Raw genomic sequence first — 22485 nt, 5'->3', positions numbered from 1 at the left:
CGTTAGATTATATGTAGAACATATAATTATCGTTTTGTCCTTCATCCTTATAGGATATCAGGTCCTGCAAAGACGTAGAGTCGAGAACCTCGGCAATGCTGTCGCGGATACGAACCCACAGGTCGCGTTTGGCCGGATCATCTTCTTCGGTAAAGTCGACCGGACTGATCGGACCCTCAAGCACCCGAATCACATCGCCCGCGGAAATGTCTTCCGCAGTTTTCGATAATATATATCCCCCATAAGCGCCGCGAATACTTTTAACCAAGCCCGCATTCCGTAAAGGCGCAACCAATTGCTCCAGATAATGCTCGGAGAGCTGGTGCTTCTCGGCAATACTTTTCAAAGAGGTAGGGCCTTCACCATATCGGGTAGCCAATTCCATCATGATGGTTAATCCGTAACGGCCTTTGGTAGAAATTTTCAAATAAAGCACCTCATTTACATTTCATACATTTTGGTATCCTTTATATCGTAACATAAAACCCAGTAAAGTGGGAGAAAAAACTTGACATATTCATGAAATATTTTATTATTCGAATAAACCTATGTATAATACAAGAGATACGACTTTCCTAAGCTCTGATGATACTCGTCAGATGCCGGAACGAATCAACTTGAACAGCCTGAAATTGCCGGCTGCTTCGAGCTTAAGGTCGAACAAGCTGTAAGGAGGGGTAACCCGCATGAATAGTAAAACACGTGTCGTCCTCGGTATGTCCGGCGGAGTCGATTCTTCCGTTTCCGCACTCCTGTTGAAAGAGCAGGGCTACGAGGTTATCGGCGTTTTCATGAAAAACTGGGATGATACCGACGAATTCGGTCACTGTACCGCAGAAGAAGATGCGGAGGACGTTCGCCGAGTATGCGATCAAATCGGTATTCCCTATTATACGGTAAATTTTGAGAAACAATACATGGACAAGGTGTTTCAGTATTTCCTGGATGAATACCGCAAAGGAAGAACGCCGAATCCCGACGTGATGTGCAACCGCGAAATCAAGTTCGGTGAATTTTTGCAAAAAGCTCTGGAGCTTGGCGCCGATTATATCGCGACAGGCCATTACGCAAGAGTCGAGCAAAAGGACGGGCTCTTCCGCCTGCTCCGTGGGGTAGACAGCAATAAGGATCAGACGTACTTCCTGAATGCGTTGAATCAGTACCAGCTGTCCAAGGCCATGTTCCCTATCGGCCATCTGCCGAAGCCGGAAGTTCGTGCTATCGCGGAAAAAGCAGGTCTAGCCACCGCCAAGAAAAAAGACAGCACCGGTGTATGCTTTATCGGGGAGCGTAACTTCAAGGAGTTTCTGAGCGGCTACTTGCCTGCAAAGCCTGGAGATATGCGCACGCTGGAAGGCGAGCTGAAAGGGCGTCATGACGGCCTGATGTATTATACGCTCGGCCAGCGGCAAGGGCTCGGCATCGGAGGCTCCGGCAGCGGTGAGCCTTGGTTCGTCGCCTCCAAGGACCTGGAGAACAATATTTTGTATGTCGTTCAAGGCGAAAAGCATCCAAGCCTGTACTCGAGCGGGCTGCGTGCAACGGATCTCAATTGGATCAGCGGCAAGCTGCCTGAATCCCCCATTCGCTGCACGGCTAAATTCCGTTATCGCCAACCTGACCAAGGAGTCACGGTTGCTTTCGGCAAAGACGGTACCTGTGAGGTCACTTTCGATCAGCCGCAAAAAGCAATTACTCCCGGACAATCAGTCGTGTTCTATAACGGGGAAGAATGTCTCGGCGGAGCTACCATCGATGTCATGATTCCTTAACATTGCCGGTTGGAAGGGACAAAAAGGGTCACTTTATGGGAAACCATAAGGTGACCTTTCTTTGAATGAATTTATTTCAGGATTTCCCCCGCAAAGTACCTGATTCGGCCTTGAAGCCAAGGCTTTACTTTGTGAGATTTTCTCCTATGCTATATGCTGACAGACGGGTTCTCCGAGTGAGGATGCCCTTTCCCTCTCTTTTTCACCACAATTCTCGAAATGCGTAGCTGGTCCGTTTCATCGATAATAAAATCATAATGGTCATCATAGCGGATACGCTGGCTTTTTCTAGGGGGCATTTCCACTTGGGAATAGACCCAGCCGCCGATCGTATCATAATCGTCTGATTCAATCTCCAATCCGAAATAGCTGTTCACTTCTTCAATAAGCAAACGTCCGTCAATGGAATGCGTCACATCGTCCTTTTTTTCGATTTGCGGACGCTCCTCGTCAAACTCATCCTGAATCTCTCCGACGATTTCTTCAATGATGTCCTCGAACGTTACGAGGCCCGAGGTTCCTCCGTATTCGTCGATCAATAGGGCCATTTGAGTCTTTTTCTTCTGCATGAGCTTCAATAGCGCGCTGATTTGCATCGATTCGGGCACTTTGGTGATGGGGCGAACGATACTGAGAATCTGATCGATGTCCTGGTCGGATTTCAGCAAATCCTTGATGTGGACAAAGCCGATAATATTATCTTTGTCCGGATTGCAGACCGGATATCGGGTATGCATTTCGGTAATAGCGATCATCCGGTTTTCTTCGTAGGACAGGTCCGCGTACAGGCAGATCATCTCAGTTCTCGGAATCATGATCTCACGGGCGTTGGTCTCCGCAAAATCAAAAATATTGTCTACGAGGGTGAATTCGGTATTGTCGATAAAACCGCTCTTGTTGCTCTCCTTCATCAGAACACGAATTTCTTCCTCGGTGTGTACGGTATGGTGTTCATCTGCTGGCTCAATCCCCGCCTTGCGAAGCATCCAGTTCGAGGTGCCGTTTAAAAACCAGATCAGAGGGTACATGAGCTTGTAAAATAAAATGAGAGGTCCGGCAGAAAGCAAAGTAACTCTCTCTGACATGCGGATGGCGTAGGTTTTGGGGAATTGCTCTCCCAGCGTGATGTGAAAGGCGGTAATGATCGTAAAAGCGACGATAAAGGAGATCGTATGAATAACCGCAGCCGAAAGCTGCAGCGGACGCAGCGCCGGCTCAAGAAGCCTGGCGATCGCGGGCTCGCCTATCCAGCCCAGCGCTAATGAGGCTAGCGTGATGCCCAGCTGGCAGGCCGATAAGTAACCGTTCATGTTGCTCACGATGGTCTTGGCGAATCTGGCGTTCCGGTTTCCTTCCTGCACCAGCGCGTCAATGCGGCTGTTGCGGACTTTGACCATGGCAAACTCAGCAGCCACGAAGAAGCCGTTCAATAACACCAGAAATAACACGAGACTAAAATTCCATATCGCGGGTAACGGGTCACCATCCATCAATACGTTCCCTATTCCCCCGTTTAAAGGTGAATAGGTACACCTCCCTTTGGTTTATATTGTAAATTATATATTAATAAGCTATACAGTCAAACGGTGTGCTATGCCCAAAAATGGTGAAGATAACGTATAAAGGCTTGAACCATTGGGCAAAAACGGCCGAAAAAAGCATCATTCGGCCGTTTTTGCTGTTCATCAAGCTTCCCTTGCTATCGTGAAGGGCCTCTGCTATTTCTGCGAAGCTCCTGATTATGCCTGATCTTATCTTCCATACCCTGCTGAGACGCTTCATAAAAATGCTGACCGACCAGCGGTCCGGGCACATATTGCTGCTCCACATAATGACCCGGGTAGTCATGGGGATATTTATATCCCTTATGCCCGAGCTTCTCCGCGCCGGCGTAATGTGTATCCCGGAGATGCATAGGCACCTCTGCCGAGCCGATAGCGTCGAACGCGGCCATCACCCTGCTGATCGCCATCGGGATGGCGTTCGATTTGGGGCTCTCTACTGCGAACAGGATCGCCTGAGCGATCACGTACTTCGATTCGGGCCAGCCAATCTTGTGGTAGGCGTCCATGGCGGATACGGCCTGCACCATGGCTTGGGGATTGGCCAGCCCGATATCCTCGCTGGATGCGACGATCAGACGCCGCAGGAAGGTCATCGGATCCATGCCGAGCTTCTCGACGGCATAGAGGAACCAGAACAGCGCGGCGTCGCTGGAGCCGCGCACGCTTTTGTGGAAGGCCGACAGGACGTCGTACTGCGTCGACTCGTCGGCCTTCACGATGCGGCGCCGGATGGACTCCTCGGCGACCGCAAGCGTCACGCGCACCGCCCCGTCCTCAGCAGGCGGGGTGGTAAGCGCGGCAAGCTCGAGCGCATTGAGCGCGCGGCGGATATCTCCGCCGGCCATCTGCGCCAAATGCGAGAGCGCGTCTTCATCGGCCTCGATCGGCAGCATGCCGAGGCCGCGTTCACGATCGTTGAGCGCACGCCTCAGCGCCATGAGGGAATGCTCATGCGTCAGCGCATGCAGCTCGAAAAGCGTCGAACGGGACAGCAGCGCCCCGTTGACATGGTGGAACGGGTTCTCCGTCGTCGCACCGATAAAGACAATGATTCCCTGCTCCACGGCAGGCAGCAGCGCATCCTGGCGGGAGGTGTTGAAACGGTGAACCTCGTCGAGGAACAGAATGGTTTTACGTCCATACAGCTCCTTGTTCGTTTTGGCCTGTTCAATCACATCCCGGACGTCCTTCACCGAAGCGTCGACCGCATTCAGCTTCACGAACGCCCCCTGCGTTGCATGAGATATAATATGAGCCAGCGTCGTCTTCCCTGTTCCTGGAGGGCCATAGAGCAGGATGGAGGTCACCTGATCCGCCTCAATGGCCCGCCGGAGCAGCTTGCCCGGTCCCACAATATGCTCTTGGCCTATATATTCATTAAGCGTAACCGGTCTCATCCGGTCTGCAAGCAGCTTGCCTGTCTGATTCTGCTCTGCCGCCAATGAGAACAAATCCATACTATCACTACCTTTATATGAAAACTGTAATAGAGCATGCACGGTTGTGTACCATACATGCTCTATTATAAAGGAGCCTCAGGGAATTACAAACGTATTCGGAGAGCAGCGCAGTCCGCTGGCCGTAGCCGAGCTCGTTTCCTGCGTCTCGGAAGCTAGTAAACCCCTATTATTTTTTGGCGTCCGCTATTTTCTTCATCGTATCTTCCTCGGTCGCGCGGAATACGGTATTGTAGTCTCCGGTTAGGATGATTTTAGGAACCGCTTTGGCGTATGGTGTCAGCATAAGGCTGTCATACCGGGATTTTTCAGGGATCGGAGCGAACTTGTTATAGAACGAGGCGCCGAAGTTTTTCCCTTTGAAAATACTTTCTTGACCGTATACTTTCTTCACGGCGTCATTATCCAAGACCGGCATCATTCCGATTTTGGACAGCTTGGTTTGATGCTCCTCGCTAATTAAATACTTGATTACGTTCATCGCTTGATCTCTTTGCTTGGACATCGAGGTCACGGTGAAATAAGTAGGATACGCCTGCGAACCGACTTTAGGCAGGCTGTCGAACGTCGGCAGGGATACCATATCCCAGTTCATGCTCTGGAATTCCTCCGGGAATACGAAGACGATAGAGGACAGCCAGGCGAACATCGCTACGTTCTTCTCCTTCAAAAATTCATTGCGGTACGGAATGGCATCCTTAAGCTCCTTCATGTATTCAACATATCCCTGAGCTTTACTAGGACCGACAAACACGGTTTCAAAATACTCGCGCCACTTTTCATTGGTGAAAATGGTCGGTTTATCGGTTGCCGCATCGACAAAAGGAATCGATAGCTGGTTCATAGGAAGCATATGAGTCTGGGATGAGGAGAGACCGATATAGGTTTTGCCGTCCACCCGTGTTAACTGCTGGGCCAATTTGTTCGCTTCCGTCCAGGTCATGCCGTCTTTCGGATAAGGCACGCCGAATTTATCGAATATATCTTTGTTGTAGTAGAGAACCATGTTGTTGTTGAAAACGGGAATACCGTAGATTTTATCCTTGGAAATCTGCTTGATGGAATCGGCCACGGACGGCTCAATCTTGGATAAATCGATCTGATGCTTCTTGACCAAATCCGTCATATCATACTCCAGTCCGTTATCGAGAAGACCGGAGGCGAAGCCGCCTATCGAATCCCAGTAAATGTCGATCGTCTCGCCGGAGGTGAGCAGCTCCTTAATCCCGTAGTTCGATTGCTTCTGAATGTACTTGATATTGTAGTTAGGAAATTTCTCTTTAAGCGCATTGCCGAATCGCTCATTCCAGCTCTCCGGAGAATCACCGCTGTTCGAATAAACGACCAGGTTCGCCGGCTCGTTATCCGAATTGGCGGCGGCCTTGTCGGGTGTACCTTTATCGGCCCCCGCACCCCCACCATTTCCTCCGCATGCTGCAAGCATGGAAATGAGCATGCTGGACGCCACAACCGAGACTATAGACTTATTCCACTTCATTTTATGCAACTCCCCTTTTTTTCTACTTCAGACTCCATCCAAGGCATACCGTGACAGAATGCCGTCTTTGGGACCTGTACCCTTTCTTTTCTTTCTCCAGGTATTGGGCTAATCGTCGTTCGCATCATCTCATAGCATCGTGCTGGCATCTTGTCCCATCTAATCCCCTAAGCCTCCGCCAGCTTTAACCATCACACATGGTATTCCGCTATACTTACTGGGCCTATCAGGCCGGAAGGCCGCTTGTCCCGATCGATCCTATTAGCCAGACTGTTCGTAACGGCTACTCGAAGCTCATTCTCCCCTTGCTTGACGTACGCTTCAATATTCAGCCTATACGGATGCCACATGCGTACCCCGGCAAACTGTCCGTTCACCCACACTTCCGCCATTTCATGGGCTTCTCCCAAATCGAGCAGAATCTGTTCCGTACGACTTGAGACGGGTTCCTCTATGACAAAGCGGTTCACATAATGCACCGTACCCGAAAAGGATTCCAGTCCCTCGATCTCCGACCAGTCTCCTAATCCTGTAACCAGGGAGGAAGCTTCAGGGGCAGCGGACTCCACCCGCCAGCCGTTTTCCAGAACACGCACTGCCTTTTGCGATGCAGGCGTTTCACTGGTTATCACAGCCGTTCTATTCTCTTCAATTGGAGCTGCCGGGTCGATTGCCGGGTCGATACGGAAAATAGCACTTTGCCTTCTGTCCAAACGAACCGGAACGGTTGTTCCGAGATTCGATCTGAGAGCATGGGCCGATCCAATCCTGGCTTCCCACGGATCCCATAGCTCGGTCTTCCCCGATACTGCAACAGACAAGGTTCCCTCGTAGGCTTGTTCTCCCTCATGAACCAGCACATAGAAATGATTGCCATCCTTTACGACATGACTAACTCTAATATCCGGGCAAGGAGGATCCAACAGAACTTCGGGCTGCAGGATGTCATCCAGTGCCGCAATCAATTGATCAGGACTTGTCAACCGGATCGTTGCCGGCAAGCCGCGCTCCTGCTCCTCCGTATGAAGTACGAAGACCGTACCTCCTCCATCGAGGAATAGCTGCAAGGCTGCCTTTGTTTCTTCCTCCCATAAATGTTCGTTTTCCACCAGCACCACAGTGTAAGCCTGTTCTTGAATCCGAATGCAGCCTTTGTCGATCGCGTTTTCTTTCACCAGCAAGCTTTCTTCCAGATAATTAAACTCCCTCTGATGCTCGTACAACGGCTTGACCGCCTGCCACGGCAGCCAATCCTCGCGGCACAGAACGGCTATTGGCGTTGTATTGACGCTGCCCGTCATAAGCCAGCTCATTCGTTTCATGTAATCGGAAAAAAGGCGGTAATGCGGCCACCAAATGTTGTTCGGCCCCACATCGGGCGGACGCTCGTTATATCTGCGCGGTCCTTCAATGGAATAATAGAATGCGTGAGGGCATAGAAGGTTGACTCCTCTCACCAATAGCCAATCCATGTACCACTTGATGTCTCCTCCGCTTAGAGCCCATCCGCCGCCCGGGCTGCACACGCCAAGAAACTCATTGAGGTTTCTGCGTCTGCCCCTGTGCCTTGCCGCATCGGAAGAGCATTTGGCCATGGTTGTATGCCGGCCTTCCAATGCTTTGCCGTCTTCAGGAGCGACCCAACGCCATACGACATCCTGTCCCGGAATTTGAAAATGCTCCAATAAACCGATCTCGTCGCTTGCCGCCGGATGGCCTGTCAACGCAATGCCATGGTCCGCGCACCAATCGCTTAGAGGCTTATAATAGGCTTCGACCATCCGTTTGTTCACGGCTTTGCGGTAGGCCCGCCGTACGGCTTCCGAGCTGTCCCCCTCGAGCCACAAGAGAGGCAGGTCGGTTTCCCTGCAGCCTTCCTTCAGGAAATCATCCAGGAACCCTGTGGTCCATGACTTAAGCCCCTTCACATGACGGCGCCCCATAATGTCCGGCTCATCCGTAAACATAGCCTGGATCGTATTGCCGAAATAGGCTCCGAGCCGTTCATAATACCGCTGATGCGTCAGCCGAATAAACTTTTGCGTGGCCAGAGGGTTCAACAGGTCCGCGGAGGCCGGAGCATTAGGCTCCCCGTCATCCTCGCCGAAATGTATCCCCCGGATCGTTCCTTTGGAATACGTCTCGATGAACAGCAATAGTGATGCATACCCGTCGGGTATAAGAACTTCTCCGTTCACAGGCTCAACCTTGACCGCAGCCGAGGGATCAATGCTGCTCCCATCCTTCTTCTTCACAGCTTGTACGGAGACCAGCACATCGCCTTCGCTTAAAATGTCAGATAGCTCGATCGGCTTGGAGCCATCCCATTCCAGCATCTTCAAGCCCCGGCTTGCATAAGCGGGATCGTCTTGAACCACCATCCCTTTTGCGGAGCCTGACGGATACATGGCCTCGTCATACAAAAACACCGTCATGCCCAATCGTGACGCCTCTTTTACTGCCGCTTCAACCAAGTCCATGTAGCTGTCCGATAAGTACGGGATACTCTCCGGTATTCCTATTCGCGGATGGATAACGAAGCCCATAACCCCTTTATCCGCGAAGTCTGTGATTTGCTTAATGATTTCCTCCGCCGTCAGTGCATCGTTCCAGAACCAGAACGGGACCGGCGTAAATTCGTCCGAGGGCTCCAGAAATTGCTGCTCCAAGGACTGATTCGATAGCACTTCTTTCATGTTGTTTTCCGTCCTCTCTATCATTGTTATTGTTTAACCAAGGAGACGACGGGCGGATGAATGTAGTCCTGGTACTTCTCTGTTACCCGGCTGGCATCCGTATCTCCCGCGTGGAAATAAACACGGTGCTTATAGCTCAGGGATTGGCCCTTTTGAAGCAGCTTGCCGCCCAAGAAGTAGAAATTGTTGGCTGCCAGAAGACCGTAGTCCCGTACATGCCAATACGTAGGATAGTCCACATTATCGGGATGATCGAAGGCGGCGATTCCCAGCGTCTGCCCGCCGACATTGCCGTAGTAGTCGCACCATTGAGCGCGCTGACCCCAGCATTCCTTTTCTCCGACGGAACCGAAGGAATTGCGAATCACTCCTCCGTTATCGGCCTTCATCGATTCTGCGACGCGGATTCCCAGCGGTCCCGCTTCTTTCGTAGCGCCCAGCTCAACACGTCCGTTCGCCACCAGGGAAAAATCGATATCGATAAACCGGCCTTCAGCAGGAGTATTGTAGAACGTCATCGTTCTTGTTTCCGTCAATTGCGGCTTTCCTCCATAGGAGCACCATTGTTGAGTAGAGGTCAGTCTTGCCAATACCGCACCTTCGGTTTTGTCCCCGAATCCGGTTACGATTTGCTTTCCATGCCGTTCCTTCGGCTCATTCCACATATCAATGTCGTTAACATCGCCGATCGCAAGCCATAAGGATCTGTGATGCGGGTGCTCTTTCGTTTCAAAATCAAGACGTGTGAAGCTTTCGCCGTACGGCCCCATAATAGGCCCGAGATAGGGCTTGGCGATGTCCGGATGAAATACATAAGAGGTGAAATAGCTGCCTCCGATCACCACATCGATCTGATGCTCTCTTTCTTCCAGCCGAATGCCCGATACCGCTTCTCCTTCCGGATTTGCACCCGCATGAACGGTATAGGTAAGGCTCTCCCCGGCGCCCAGATGATCCACAATCCAGTGGAGGACCAGCTCGCCGTTAACATTCTCACATTGGAGCGCCACCGGCTTTCCGTCCTCTCCGATCATATGCAGCTCGGCCGTTCCATTAAGAATCTCGGCATTAGCGGCAATGCGGAAGGATACGGGACAATGCCGACGAGCATGGTGGCCGGATTGTACGGATAAAGTAAATAAAGACATCCTATTCGCCTCTTTCATGTAGTTGTACTAACAAATTTCTTACATACCTCAAGGAAGCTTGATTATGAACCATTACATTCTCTCCCATACATTCAGCAGAAACGCGCCCTTGATATCCACAGTCCCTAAGAAAGGTAAACAAGCCTCTCAGATCGACTCCGGCGTCTTCGGTCCCTGACGGGAAGCTTCGATCGAACTCGGCATAATGCACATGCGCCAGGAGGTTGCTTTCAACCGCACGCTTCACAATCTCGGGTGACTCCTGCTCCAAATGCATGTGGTAAGCGTCGGCAAGCACTTGAATATGCCGCAGATTGAGCTCGAGAGCCACGTCCAACGCTTCCTCAACTTTATTGATCACATTGCTTTCCTTACGGTTCAGCGGTTCTATAGCGACAATAAGATCATATTGATCTGCATAGCGGTCACATAGGGTCAGAAAGTCTTTAATTTGTTGAAGTCCTTGTTCGACGGCATAGCCCTCCGGAACGGTTCGGGCGCCTCCGCTGCCGAAAATAATCATTTCTCCGCCGACTTCATGAACTCGCTTCATTGCTTTTGCGACGTACTCTTCTATCGCTTGAGCCTGGGTTTCCGGGCCTGTTAATTTCAGTGCAGGAGGAATAAAGCTGTTAAAGACGGGAATGGCAATGCCTTCCTCTTTCAGCCTGCTTTGCAGCCGCGCAAATTCATCCTCTGAGAGCTGGGCTAATGCCCCGACGGTAAGCTCCGCGAAGTCATAGCCTGATTGAAGCAGGCCGTTAATTCCGGTAAGCAGCACGTCGGCTGGATCTTTCTGTGAAGCTTCGGTATTTCCGCTTTGCGGCATAAAAGACCCGGTTGTCAGGCAGCATCCAATAGCCGGAAAGGAAGAGGTGCGTTCATTTGGCTTATTCATGCTTTGCTCAGCTCCGGTACATATGGCAGGAATACTTCCTTGCCGGTTCTTGCGGATTCATAAAGCGCTTGCACGATTTCGACGGAAGCTCTTCCCTCTTTGCCTTCAATCATAGGAGGGCGTCCCTCTATTACGGCATCGATTATATCCTGGACTTGCCCTGCATGACCCGTCTTCGGCAGTGCACCCGATTCGGAAGCCGGTTTGGCTGCTCCTGTGCCATAAGCCTCCAGGATACGGGCTTCCTCGGAATAGTGCTCATCATCATCGGCCATTTTAAACAGCTCGATCTTGTTGCTTTTGGAATAAATGGAGCCCGTTGATCCGTGAATTTGAACGGAGACCTCTAGCCCCGGATAGGCGCATGTCGTTCCAATAAGGGTACCGATAGCTCCGCTTTCGAACGTCACGACGGCTACCGCTGTGTCTTCCGTTTCAATCGGGTGATTGTACGTCCCCATTTTGGCAAAAATGCTTCGCACCGGCCCCATAAACCACTGCATAAGATCAACGGTATGGATGGTTTGGTTCATGATTGCACCGCCGCCGTCCATGGCCCAGGTACCCCTCCACCCGCCGTTCTTGGCATAATATTTATCATCGCGATACCATTTCAAATGAAAATTGGATGTGATCATTTTGCCCATCCGGCCGCTTTGGATCGTTTGCTTGATCAATTGGTTGGCCGGCGCAAGCCGGTTCTGGAATACACAGCCGAGATAAAGTCCTTGCTCCGCCGCCACCTGGTTCATTTCATCAATTCGATCTACACGGATCTCCAGGGGCTTCTCGGTCAGCACATGCTTACCGGCCTTGAGCGCCATTATCGTATGCTCCTTGTGCCAGCCGCTCGGCGTGCACACGCTGATAACATCGATATCCTCGCGTTTCAGAAGCTCCTCGTAGCTCGTGTAACGGTTCGCCGGATCAATTCCATATTCGTCGCCAAGATTGTGCAAAACCGCTTCGTTCATGTCGCAGATCGCGACGAACTTGCATCCCTTAGCTTTTACCGCACTGGCGAGATGGCTTTTGCCAACTCCCAGCCCGAATACGGCATACCCGATTTCTTTGGATGACATGGATGATTTCTCCCCTTTTTGCTTCATGTGTAAAAAAATGGAACTATCGCGTTGCAGCTAATGGTCTATGGTCTTCTCATTTGCACGAAACAGCTTGGTTACTGCCAAACGGAGAACGAGAGGTACGATACAAAAGCCTATCAATAGCGTGCCTCCGAAGCCGGCATTTCCGTACAGAGATGAGAACCATAATCCCGCCGCGATCCATACGATCAACAGAATAATGAATAACCCCAGCAGCACCATGATTTTTTTGACCATACCGCACCTCCCAAGTGATTATTTTTTCACCGCATCAGCAGTCTTGCCGGCTTCTTCCTTTGCTTTCCGCATTGCCGTACTCACATCCATATTGTTAAGCGACGGATTAAATGTTTAGAACGATTCTAAGCGCTTCTTTCCACGAGCTAGCAATGCTACCAATGCTACATCCACGGATGAAGGCCTTCCCAACGGACGGTCCAGCTGCCATCGGATGGAAAACCGGGAGCGTGACGTTCCGGACTTCCCTGCCAGCCGCAGGCCATCATTGCAACTGCTGTCAAAAGCCCGCCGTTGCCAGGCAAATAAGCGTACAAGCCGGGACGCTGGTAGTTATGGCCGTTCGGTAAATACGTGTTCTTGGTGACCTCCTTCAGCAGCAGATCGACGGCCCATTCTCCTTCACCCAGCCGAGCCGCGGTCATTGCCGCCATCGGGTAATCCCAGCCCCATGTGTGCTCCCAGCGCCAGCTGTCCATAACCCGCTGCAGTGTATTTCGCATAACGGCCGGATCTGCTTTTTTGCCGGGGAGCAGACCCAGTGCACCCAGCATGGAAGGATGGTCAATGTTGGCTTTTGTATACGTATCGGGGCAATTCTCGTGAGCCAGGTAAACCCCGTCCAGCTGAGGCAGCTCGGATAGCTGCTCGCTTACTTCCAGCCATTTCGGGTTCACCGGAACACCTAGTCGTTTCGCCCATTCCATTGCTACTTCCAACCCATGGCGCCAGTATTCCAGCTCGTACGTCGGATTCCAGGTGTGCTCCGCCTTATGATTTTCTTGTGCCGGAATCACCGGCGGACCAAGGACATATCGGCGGCCTTTTTCATCCCATTCGGCAAAGGATGCCATGAAATCGGCCGATTCCAGCACGACATCACGGTATCGCTCCAGCGTCTCCCGGGTAGGCTTCGCCAAATAACACAGCTCTGCCATAACGATAGGATGCGGCTGCTGCCAGATAAGCAAAGGAGCTATAACCGACGGGCTCTGCGCCCCTTCTGCGGCAACCATCTTGGGCCAACGGGCACCTTGATAGCCCTGAGACCTGGCGATTTCACGCGCTGCCGGAAGAATATCGTTGTACCATCCCATACTTCGTTCCAGCAGATGGGCTCTGCCCCACAACGGAAAATGAAACGCATGCCACCAATGCATCTCCAGGTGAAGCTTACCGAACCAGCTGTTATACAATAATCCGGTTTCTTGAGGAGGTACGCTTCCTGCGCTGTGGATAGCGGTATTGAATTGCGACAGCACGATACGGCGTTCGAGCTCAAGCGCCCGCGGGTCCTTGCTGTCAGCCAGCTCAACGGCACCTCCGCTCATCCAGAAGCTCTCCCAATGATCGCGGCTAGCCTCCATCATCTCCTCTGCGGATGCAAGCGCTATCACTTGACCCAGTGGAGAAAAGCCAGCCGTAAATTCCATATACTTCGAGATTTGATCCCCATGAAGGATAAATTCGTGCTTCCCGGTCTGCTCCAGCCTGCCTTGCGACCAGCCTAAAGCAACGTTGTACCCGTCCTCATCCATGGTTCGTTCCAGCAAAGCACCGGTCGGAGAAGACTTGCTGCATGTGGTTGCATGACTGTCCGGCTCTCCCCAATGGAGGTCTATCGAACGGTCCCAGCTCCGCGAGGTCATTCCGGGCGCAGGAAAGCGAACCCGAATCCGTAAGCGTCCCTCTGCAAGCAGCGGACTTTCAACCGTAACTCCGAAGCTGTCCAGAGAAGGATGACAAAAGGTATGTACTATGACGGGCTGGTCATCCACACGAAAACGACTGACGATAATCCCGCTCCAAAGATCCAGCGTTTGTTCTATATCGGTAATTGCATCCAGGTTCAATAGCTCACCTGAAGCGCTCGTAAACTCAAATCCAAATTGCCCCAGCTGCAGCCTGTGCGGATTTTGTCTCAGCCAGTGATAGGCTTCTTCCTTGTCCTCCGCGCGGATTGGATAACCGCCAAGCTGACGCTCCTCATCCCTATACTGCATGCGGACATCATTGAGACTCCAGACATTCCGGCCTCCTGAGCTGTGCCAGGCCCATTGCGACTGTGTTCCCAGAGGAATCGTGTACGATTCCGGAAACGTTTGCAAACCGGTGAAATCCGCTGTAAAAGCAAATTCCCCGTTCCCGACGGAAAGCGGAGATAAATCCAAAACTTCTCTGATAACCGGATTATGCCGGGTGACCAAGGCCTTTCTGTTAATCTTCAAGCTGCATGCCCCCTTTTTAGAGAAAAAAGAATCATATAAAATTATACCAGTCTGATGACCTGACACATGGGGGGGTTACACAATGTTTATGGGGGTCTCAACTCATTTTCGCGAAAATACCAACTCTGCAAAGTGGATTATGGGTTGATTACATCATGAATCGAAGTTTATAATCTAACTAGGTGGATGATTGTAAAATGTTACCGGAGGTGGCTTATGAACCCAATGGCTTCGGAGGTATTCAGAGCGGACCAGAAATTTCGTCCGGGTATGAATATTTTTGTAAATCGAGCATTTGAAGCCTTCAGTATTCCTCAGCATACGCACGATGCCATTGAAATCAGCTATGTTACGGAAGGGATCGGGTATCAGTTTATTAACAATACGGTAGTCCCGGTCAAACGCGGAGATATTTATCTGCTTCCGATGGGTACGTCGCATGTTTATCGACCCCCTTCACCGGACAAGGTTCGAACATTATCCATTCTGAACTGCGTATTCCGGCCGGAGCTGCTGCAAAGCTCTTCCTCTTTCCCGCCGGCAGGCTCTGAGCTGCATAATGCGCTGTTTCATTCCGAGAATATGAGACAGCCTTGGTTTCATCACTATGATAAGGACAGCAAGTATGGGGAATTATTTCATAATCTTCTGTCAGAGTACCGCCTTCAGCTGCCCGGGTATGAAGTCATTGTCCATTCCATACTCATTCAAATTCTCGCTTTGCTTCATCGGGATACTTTGTCTACGAGCGTGCCCGAAACCATGAATCTGAAGGTGCAGGATGCACTGCAGTTCATCAAGCAGCATTATCATGAGGATATTAATTTGAAGCAGGTTGCCGAGCATGCCTTTCTCAGCGTAAGTCATCTGCAAAGACTTATTAAGCAAGCGACCGGGACATCCTTCACCTCCTATGTACAGCATTTAAGGGTACAAAAGTGCTGTGAGCTGTTGAAAGCCACCTCGATGACTGTACAGCAAATCGCCGGGACGGTGGGATATCACGACATGAAGTTTTTTCATACGCTGTTTCGCCAAAGAACGGGAATGACTCCGCAGGAATACCGGAAAAATGACCGCGTGCTGCCTAACCTCACTGACAAATGCTTTGCGGCTCTTATTGAAAACGCAAACATTTTAAGCTTGCCTACCGGACACTTCAGATAAGGCTCCGGTTTTTTCTGAAAAAATTGTAAAGGAATTGTATCCTATATGCGCAAAAAGCATGGAACACCGAGCTGCTGCTCTGTATTCCATGCTTTTATTATGCCTTGGCATTCCCTTTAGCCAATAAATCCTGTACGACAACGCTGACCGCAATCAATCCGGCTACCGGCGGCACAAACGCGTTACTTGCCGGAGGCTGCTGTGCCTTACGGATTTCGGGTGCGTTCTCGGGAACGATGCGCTGCGTAACGTCCTCGCGCGGTTTAATCGGTTCTTCCGTGGAGAAGACGACCTTTACGCCTTTTTTAATGCCGTCTTTCCGCAGCTTGTGACGGATTACTCTCGCCAGCGGGTCCATTGTCGTTTTGGAAATATCCGCGACCTGGAACTTGGTTGGGTCCATTTTGTTAGCGGCGCCCATACTCGATATGATCGGAATTTTGCGCTGTAAACATTGCTTGATCAAATGAATCTTATAACTGATCGTATCCGATGCGTCAATGACGTAATCCAAGGGATATTCGAACAGCTTCTCGTACGTTTCTTCCGTATAAAACATCCGGAGCGATACAACGTCACACTCTGGATTGATTTGCAGGATCCGGTCCCTCATCAAATCGGACTTGGGTTGGCCTACTGTCGATAACAGTGCGTGTACCTGGCGGTTAATATTTGTGATATCGACAACGTCCTTATCGATAAGAATGAGTTTTCCGACGCCTGTACGCGCCAGCGCTTCAGCAGCAATGGAACCAACGCCGCCGATGCCGAGGACGGCTACGCAGCTGTTGCGCATAATGTCCAGCCCTTCCGGGCCGATGGCAAGCTCTGTTCTGGAAAACTGGTGCAGCATAAGGGCCGCCCTCCTTATAGTGTTCATTATCATTTGAACAGGCGAAGAGCCGGTTATTCCCGGCATCTTCTCTGTCTTTGCTATTTATTTGGAAGCAGGCTGCTTCAAGGCCAAACGAATGGACAACAGCTCCAGCTGCTTGTCGCTTACCGGACCCGGCGCATCAGTCAACAAGTCGGTAGCGCTCGCCGTTTTCGGGAATGCGATCGTTTCGCGAAGGTTCGTACGGCCGGCAATCAGCATCACCAAGCGGTCGAAGCCGAAAGCGATACCGCCGTGCGGAGGCGTACCATATTCGAAGGCTTCGAGAAGGAAGCCGAATCTCTCTTGCGCTTCTTCTTTGGAGAAACCAAGCGCCTTGAACATTTGCTCTTGAACTTCCCGCTTGTAAATCCGCATGGATCCGCCGCCGACTTCGTATCCGTTCAATACAAGGTCATAGGCTTGAGCACGGATTTGACCCGGATCGGTATCGAAGTAATGCAGGTCTTCTTCCTTCGGACGTGTGAACGGATGGTGCTCCGCCACATAACGTTTTTCTTCTTCGTCGTAGCTCAAGAGAGGGAAGTCAACGACCCATGCAAATTTGAATTTGCTTTCGTCGATCAAGCCCAGCTCGCGTCCGATTTTCAGACGAAGGTTGCCAAGTACATCAGCTACTACCTTTTTCGTGTCGGCAGAGAACAGCAGCAAGTCGCCTTCTTCGGCGCCAAGGCGCTCTTTCAATGCGGAAAGCTCTTCCTCGGTAAAGAACTTCACGATAGGACCTTTCATTTCGCCGTCCTTCAGGACAACCCATGCCAGGCCTTTCGCTCCGTAACGGGCAGCGAATGTGCCCAGGTCATCGATTTCCTTACGGCTCCAGCTGCCGCAGCCTTTAGCGTTCAGGGCTTTAACTTGACCGCCTTTTTCAACGACGGAAGCAAATACCTTCACGCCGGAATTTGCAACGATATCCGATACGTCTTGGAGCTCGAGGCCAAAGCGCAGATCCGGCTTGTCAGAGCCGTATTTGCCCATAGCATCCGCATAGCTGATGCGTTGGAACGGACGCTCAATCTCAACGTTAGCCGTTTCTTTCATCAAACGTACAACCAGCTCTTCCATCATTTCGAGCAGCTGATCCTGGGTCAGGAAGGAAGTCTCGATGTCCACCTGGGTAAATTCCGGCTGACGGTCTGCACGAAGGTCTTCGTCACGGAAGCAGCGAGCGATTTGATAATAGCGCTCCAAGCCACCTACCATCAGCAATTGCTTGAATAGCTGAGGCGACTGCGGCAGTGCGAAGAATTCGCCCGGATGCACACGGCTTGGCACCAGATAACTGCGCGCACCTTCTGGTGTATCGTTGGTCAGAATTGGTGTCTCCACTTCCAAGAAGCCATTCTCGTCCAGGAAATCACGGAACAATTTGGCCGCTTTGGAACGAAGCATCAAGGTGCGCTGCATTTCCGGACGGCGCAGGTCCAGGTAACGATATTTCAGACGGAGCGACTCGTCGATTTCGATTCCATCCTCAATGAAGAACGGAGGGTTCTTCGCTTGGTTCAAAATTTCAATTTGGGTAACTTGAATTTCGATCTCGCCTGTGGCCAGGTTCGGGTTTACAGTAGCCGGGTCACGCTCTACTACTTTGCCGCTTACGGCAAGAACATACTCGTTGCGGGCACGATCCGCAATGTTCAACGCTTCGCCGGAGAAATCCGGATTAAATACGATCTGTACAAGCCCGCTGCGGTCGCGCAGATCGATAAACAATACGCCCCCAAGGTCGCGTCTGCGCTGTACCCAGCCGTTCAAAACGACGGTTTCCCCGACGTTCGCTTTCGTTAAAGCTCCACAGTGATGCGTTCTTAACATCATGATTTCATCTACCTCCAGATATGGTTTACCTATTTGATTCCTGTTCTTTCAGCTTGCGCAATTCGGCAGCGAAGGTGTCGAGCTTCATCGTTTGCTGTTCGCCGCTCGCCATCGTCTTGACGGTAATCTCTCCGCGAGCCAGCTCATCTTCGCCAAGGATAGCGACAAAATGAGCCTGGTACCGGTCGGCCGATTTCATTTGCGCCTTGATTTTGCGGCCCAAATAATCCTTTTCGGCCCGTAAGCCTTCCAGCCGCAGCTGATGCAGCAAACGAGGAATTTCCTGCTCTGCCGCTTCGCCAAGACCGATGACATACACATCCAGCGGTTTTACGGTTGGAATTTCAACTCCCTGCGCCTGCAGGATGAGCAGGGTACGCTCCAAGCCCAGTCCGAGGCCGACTCCCGGCTGATCATTGCCGCCGATCTGGCCGACAAGACCGTTGTAGCGTCCTCCGCCGCCGATGGTATCGATAGCGCCGATGCCGGCTGCCTTGTATTCGAACGCAGTATGCGTATAGTAATCCAGACCGCGTACCAATCGAGGATTCACGCTAAATGGAATATCCATTGCCTTCAAGTAATCTTGCACCGCTTGGAAATGGACGCTGCACTCCTCGTCCAGATGCTCCAGAATGGTCGGAGCTCCTTCGCAGTATTTCTGGTCGATTTTACAATCGAGAATCCGCATCGGATTGCGGTCGTAACGGGATTGGCAGTCTTTGCACAGCTTATCCTTCACCGGTGCAAAAAATTGCTGGATGGTATCGCGATAAGCGGCTCGCACCGCAGGATTGCCGACCGAGTTAATCTCGACGGTCACATCCTTGATCCCGACCTCCCGGTAAAATGTGTAGCCAAGGGCGATAACCTCCGCATCGATGCTCGGATCAACCGAACCGAATGCTTCGATACCGAACTGGTGCAGCTGGCGGTAGCGGCCTGCTTGCGGCTGCTCGTAGCGGAACATCGGACCGATGTAGTACAGCTTGCTAACATCGGGCTCTCCGTAGAGCTTGTTTTCCACGTACGCTCTTACTACGCCGGCAGTTCCTTCAGGACGCAAGGATATGCTGCGATCCCCTTTGTCCAGGAAGGTGTACATCTCCTTCTCGACAATATCCGTCGTTTCCCCAACACCCCGTTGAAACAGCTCGGTATGCTCAAAGATCGGAGTGCGAATTTCGCGATAATTGAAGCGTTGGCACAGCTCTCTGGCTTTTGCTTCGATATACTGCCATTTTTCTACTTCACCGGGAAGCAAATCCTGAGTTCCTTTTGGTTTTTGAATGCTCACTGCAACGACACTCCTTTCATAAAATTCATTTCAGCCGGTAAATCCAATAAACCGGTTCGGATGGATAAAACCAAAAAATCTCCCGCCCCTGACGCCTTGTCAGGGACGAGAGATCCATTATCGAAATCTTCCCGCGGTACCACCCACGATTTGAATTTGCATAAGCTGCTCCTCTATAATGGAGCCGTGCAAATTCACTCTTAAGCGGTTAACGCCCGCGCAACGCATTACGACTACTGCATCGGCTGTTCTGCCGGTGGTTCCCCGTATGTCCTCCGGGAGGTCTTTTCATCCGGTTCGCATAAGGAAGCTTGCAGCCCATGGCTTCCCTCTCTGGCTATGCTATGCTCGAAGTACTTTGTCCCTTCAACGGATCATGATCTTCATTCTTTGCATAATTGTAATATCGAATTTTGGCAAAGTCAAGCAAAAAGCATGTAAATTCTATGCAAATCCGCTTATGCTGCCCTTATTTTGCCGCGTTCAGCTGTTTATATGCGTCATGGATCAGCATATAAGTGTCACCGTTCGTCAATTCCTGCTTCTTGGCAATTCCATCGACGGTCTGCTTGGTCAGATACCCTTTGGACTGCAGCGCGCTTACGGCATCCCCTTGGGCAGCATCAAGCTTCAATAAAGACGCGATCATTCCCGCCGCGATATCCAGGGAAAGCGGCTGCTTCTGAGGCTCCTTCTCATTCGGAATGACCGCAGCCGGATTGCCTGTCAATACAGCAGGCTTGAACTTGCGTATCCCGTTCAGCATGTTGACCATGCGCTGTTGATTCGATGGGCTGTCGAGATTGAATTCATTCTTGTAGCCGCCTGTAGCCAGACCAAGGCTCACCGCCGTCTTCAGGCCTTCATACGATTTGTTCTCCATGAAAGGAGCCGGCTTGATGGTGTATGGCTTCAAATCCATCCCCTGCTTGTTCAGCAGGTCCTGAAGCTTGGCAATCGTTTCCTTGGAGGCAGACATTTGACGGAATGTCATATTCTGCTCGATGGCCAGCTTCGCAGCCGCTCCCGCTGCTTCTCCTTCCGCCATACCGACAGGAATAACCCGTGCGCTTCCATGCGGCAGCGTATCGTAGCTGGCCGCTCTGCCGACAACCAGAAGCCCGTCCACCTTAAGCGGAACGATGCTGCGGAACGGAATCGCATATTTGTCCGGATCTATAACGACCGCTCCGTTGTCCGCAGGGCTTGTCCGTTGAATATCGACCGGATAACCGCCGAAGGCGATGCGGTCCCATTGATCCCGGTTTTCCAGCAGATCGATAATGGATAATCTGTATTCGCCTATCATATGACGGGATTCGCGAACATACAGCTCAGGAGCAATGCCGTCCAGCTCTACTCCTTCAAAATCAGGGTAGCTCTTTTTCAAATAAGCAAGCACATGCGGCAGCTCGTCCTTGGCAATTTGCTGCGCTTCCTGCTTGGATTTAGGATCAAACGGGTCCACCCCGAAAATTTGCAGTGCATTGACCAGCATCGTGTTGTCATTCTGGCGCCCGCCGTTCAGTCCGCGCATTCTTACGCGTTCCTTGTTAACGGCCGGGTAATCCTGCATTTTGTCAAAGCCCCAAAGGCTCATCTCGTTGATGCCGTATTTTTGCTGTCCCTTATCCTCGGCTTGAATCGTCTTGGCGAATTGCTTCCAACGCTCCGGCGTGATATTGGTCAAGCGGAATACCGCTGTGACAGCCATCCGGCTCTTCACGTCGGCGAGGTCCTCTCTGCCGTGTGTGAATGGAACTCCGGCCATATCCCCAATGTCCCCATCCTGCGTTGCATCGATAACTGCTTTAGCCTTAATCGATAGGCTAGTGCCGTCCGCCTTCGTGACGGTAATGCCTGTGACCGTTATTTTATCGGTCGTCTTGGCGACAGAAGGCTCGATGGATTTCGCTTGCATGAGCAAATCGATATTGCTTTCTTTCTGTACCATAGAATAGAACGCGTTGGCGGCCGTCGTAATGTCGAAGGAATCTCCCTCGATTTTGCCGTACCATTCAGTGAAAATTCCTTTATTCATGATGTCATGCTTGCCAAGCACGCTTTTGGTAGGATCATAGTTCATGTCGATGCTGTTTAACCAGCCTTCGGTCATAAGCCCGCCCAGGATGGTACGGTCTTTTCCGTCAACCAACAATGTCTTGAGTCCGTTGCGAGCCGCGGATAACGCTGCCGCGACACCTTCAGGGTCGGTACCGACCACGATGACATCGTAGCTGTTTTTAATATCCTTGGTCGACTTGACTTCCATTAACGCCTTAGACACTCCCCTGCCGCTGGCCGACGCACCTTCTTTCTTCACTGCATACCAATAAGCCGCCGCTCCTATAGCAGCTACTAATACAATAGCAATAACCGCAAGCAGCCAGCCTCTTGCATTACCTGTTGAATAACCTGCTTTCCCCATTCCACACCTCGTTGACATATGTAATGACTTTCTACAACCAATAAAAGCACAATTCCCCAACCTTTATATACGGCGAAAGGCGCCAAATGTTTCAGCGTCTGCTTATAAATTCCAGTTATAAGCATTTACCCTTTGGACATGCCTGTCTTAGTGTACCATACCGCCGGCTTTCAGGAAAAGAAACAGGCCCCCGGAGTTTTTCTAGTGTGCACCCCTTAGAATAGACATTGGAAAACCCCCCTGGTTAATCCGATGAATTCTAAGGGGTGTAT

At 51.2% G+C, this 22485-nt stretch carries 16 protein-coding genes; 2 read left to right on the top strand and 14 right to left on the bottom strand.

What is annotated here, in order from left to right:
- Positions 1-7: 7 nt before the first annotated feature.
- Positions 8-427: a cysteine metabolism transcriptional regulator CymR gene (gene cymR, locus ABEA66_RS32110; RefSeq protein WP_079912939.1), complete on the bottom strand. Its 420-nt coding sequence runs from the start codon at positions 425-427 to the stop codon at positions 8-10.
- 259 nt (positions 428-686) lie between these two features.
- Here cymR and mnmA point away from each other — a divergent pair, with 259 nt between their 5' ends.
- Positions 687-1772, top strand: a complete 1086-nt coding sequence (gene mnmA, locus ABEA66_RS32105; protein WP_079912938.1) for a tRNA 2-thiouridine(34) synthase MnmA — start codon at positions 687-689, stop codon at positions 1770-1772.
- A 149-nt stretch (positions 1773-1921) separates the two neighbouring features.
- Here the strand turns inward: mnmA and ABEA66_RS32100 are convergent, their stop codons facing one another.
- From ABEA66_RS32100 to ABEA66_RS32060, 9 genes are all read right to left on the bottom strand, one after another.
- Entirely contained in the window at positions 1922-3262 is a 1341-nt protein-coding gene (locus ABEA66_RS32100) for a hemolysin family protein (RefSeq protein WP_345594011.1), read from the bottom strand.
- Between the two features lie 209 nt (positions 3263-3471).
- Positions 3472-4794 (bottom strand): replication-associated recombination protein A, encoded by a 1323-nt coding sequence (locus tag ABEA66_RS32095; protein ID WP_345594009.1) that lies wholly within the window; start codon positions 4792-4794, stop codon positions 3472-3474.
- Between the two features lie 169 nt (positions 4795-4963).
- Positions 4964-6292 carry an ABC transporter substrate-binding protein gene (locus ABEA66_RS32090; protein ID WP_345594008.1) on the bottom strand — a complete coding sequence of 443 codons (1329 nt, stop codon included), beginning with the start codon at positions 6290-6292 and terminating at the stop codon, positions 4964-4966.
- Positions 6293-6483: 191 nt separating this feature from the next.
- Positions 6484-8988, bottom strand: coding sequence for a glycosylhydrolase-like jelly roll fold domain-containing protein (locus tag ABEA66_RS32085; RefSeq protein ID WP_345594006.1), 2505 nt, complete (start codon positions 8986-8988; stop codon positions 6484-6486).
- 26 nt (positions 8989-9014) lie between these two features.
- On the bottom strand, positions 9015-10136 hold the full coding sequence (locus ABEA66_RS32080) for a DUF6807 domain-containing protein (RefSeq protein WP_345594004.1): 1122 nt from the start codon (positions 10134-10136) through the stop codon (positions 9015-9017).
- A 1-nt stretch (position 10137) separates the two neighbouring features.
- The gene (locus ABEA66_RS32075; RefSeq protein WP_345594002.1) at positions 10138-11034 is read right to left on the bottom strand and encodes a sugar phosphate isomerase/epimerase family protein; all 897 of its coding nucleotides are present in this window, start codon (positions 11032-11034) and stop codon (positions 10138-10140) included.
- Positions 11031-12116, bottom strand: a complete 1086-nt coding sequence (locus tag ABEA66_RS32070; protein ID WP_345594000.1) for a Gfo/Idh/MocA family protein — start codon at positions 12114-12116, stop codon at positions 11031-11033. The genes ABEA66_RS32075 and ABEA66_RS32070 overlap by 4 nt, the downstream gene beginning before the upstream one ends.
- A 57-nt stretch (positions 12117-12173) precedes the next feature.
- Complete coding sequence (locus ABEA66_RS32065; protein WP_079912930.1) at positions 12174-12377, bottom strand: hypothetical protein; 204 nt, start codon at positions 12375-12377, stop codon at positions 12174-12176.
- A gap of 164 nt (positions 12378-12541) precedes the next feature.
- A complete protein-coding gene (locus ABEA66_RS32060; protein ID WP_345593996.1) occupies positions 12542-14605 on the bottom strand; it encodes a glycoside hydrolase family 65 in 2064 nt (687 codons plus the stop codon).
- Positions 14606-14821: 216 nt separating this feature from the next.
- On the opposite strand from ABEA66_RS32060, the gene ABEA66_RS32055 reads away from it, so the two are divergent.
- Entirely contained in the window at positions 14822-15772 is a 951-nt protein-coding gene (locus ABEA66_RS32055; protein WP_192700691.1) for an AraC family transcriptional regulator, read from the top strand.
- Between the two features lie 97 nt (positions 15773-15869).
- On the opposite strand, the gene ABEA66_RS32050 is transcribed toward ABEA66_RS32055, so the two are convergent.
- From ABEA66_RS32050 to ABEA66_RS32035, 4 genes are all read right to left on the bottom strand, one after another.
- Positions 15870-16625, bottom strand: coding sequence for a tRNA threonylcarbamoyladenosine dehydratase (locus tag ABEA66_RS32050; RefSeq protein WP_079912927.1), 756 nt, complete (start codon positions 16623-16625; stop codon positions 15870-15872).
- 84 nt (positions 16626-16709) lie between these two features.
- Positions 16710-18485, bottom strand: coding sequence for an aspartate--tRNA ligase (aspS, locus tag ABEA66_RS32045; RefSeq protein ID WP_179136192.1), 1776 nt, complete (start codon positions 18483-18485; stop codon positions 16710-16712).
- 28 nt (positions 18486-18513) lie between these two features.
- Complete coding sequence (hisS, locus tag ABEA66_RS32040) at positions 18514-19785, bottom strand: histidine--tRNA ligase (protein ID WP_345593993.1); 1272 nt, start codon at positions 19783-19785, stop codon at positions 18514-18516.
- Positions 19786-20254: 469 nt separating this feature from the next.
- Positions 20255-22213 carry an FAD-dependent oxidoreductase gene (locus ABEA66_RS32035; RefSeq protein ID WP_345593991.1) on the bottom strand — a complete coding sequence of 653 codons (1959 nt, stop codon included), beginning with the start codon at positions 22211-22213 and terminating at the stop codon, positions 20255-20257.
- Positions 22214-22485: the final 272 nt, after the last annotated feature.

The sequence above is a fragment of the Paenibacillus vulneris genome (assembly GCF_039543185.1).
GTDB classification, from domain to species: Bacteria; Bacillota; Bacilli; order Paenibacillales; family NBRC-103111; genus Paenibacillus_S; species Paenibacillus_S vulneris.
The sequence above is the reverse complement of the archived record's forward strand: the minus strand, read 5'-3'. Positions and strand labels throughout refer to the sequence as shown.

Coding starts and splice junctions, on each gene's coding strand:
- mnmA (WP_079912938.1), top strand. CDS start 687: ATGAATAGTAAAACACGTGTCGTCCTCGGTATGTCCGGCGGAGTCGAT.
- ABEA66_RS32100 (WP_345594011.1), bottom strand. CDS start 3,262: ATGGATGGTGACCCGTTACCCGCGATATGGAATTTTAGTCTCGTGTTA.
- ABEA66_RS32095 (WP_345594009.1), bottom strand. CDS start 4,794: ATGGATTTGTTCTCATTGGCGGCAGAGCAGAATCAGACAGGCAAGCTG.
- ABEA66_RS32090 (WP_345594008.1), bottom strand. CDS start 6,292: ATGAAGTGGAATAAGTCTATAGTCTCGGTTGTGGCGTCCAGCATGCTC.
- ABEA66_RS32085 (WP_345594006.1), bottom strand. CDS start 8,988: ATGAAAGAAGTGCTATCGAATCAGTCCTTGGAGCAGCAATTTCTGGAG.
- ABEA66_RS32080 (WP_345594004.1), bottom strand. CDS start 10,136: ATGTCTTTATTTACTTTATCCGTACAATCCGGCCACCATGCTCGTCGG.
- ABEA66_RS32075 (WP_345594002.1), bottom strand. CDS start 11,034: ATGAATAAGCCAAATGAACGCACCTCTTCCTTTCCGGCTATTGGATGC.
- ABEA66_RS32070 (WP_345594000.1), bottom strand. CDS start 12,116: ATGTCATCCAAAGAAATCGGGTATGCCGTATTCGGGCTGGGAGTTGGC.
- ABEA66_RS32065 (WP_079912930.1), bottom strand. CDS start 12,377: ATGGTCAAAAAAATCATGGTGCTGCTGGGGTTATTCATTATTCTGTTG.
- ABEA66_RS32055 (WP_192700691.1), top strand. CDS start 14,822: ATGAACCCAATGGCTTCGGAGGTATTCAGAGCGGACCAGAAATTTCGT.
- ABEA66_RS32050 (WP_079912927.1), bottom strand. CDS start 16,625: ATGCTGCACCAGTTTTCCAGAACAGAGCTTGCCATCGGCCCGGAAGGG.
- aspS (WP_179136192.1), bottom strand. CDS start 18,485: ATGTTAAGAACGCATCACTGTGGAGCTTTAACGAAAGCGAACGTCGGG.
- ABEA66_RS32035 (WP_345593991.1), bottom strand. CDS start 22,213: ATGGGGAAAGCAGGTTATTCAACAGGTAATGCAAGAGGCTGGCTGCTT.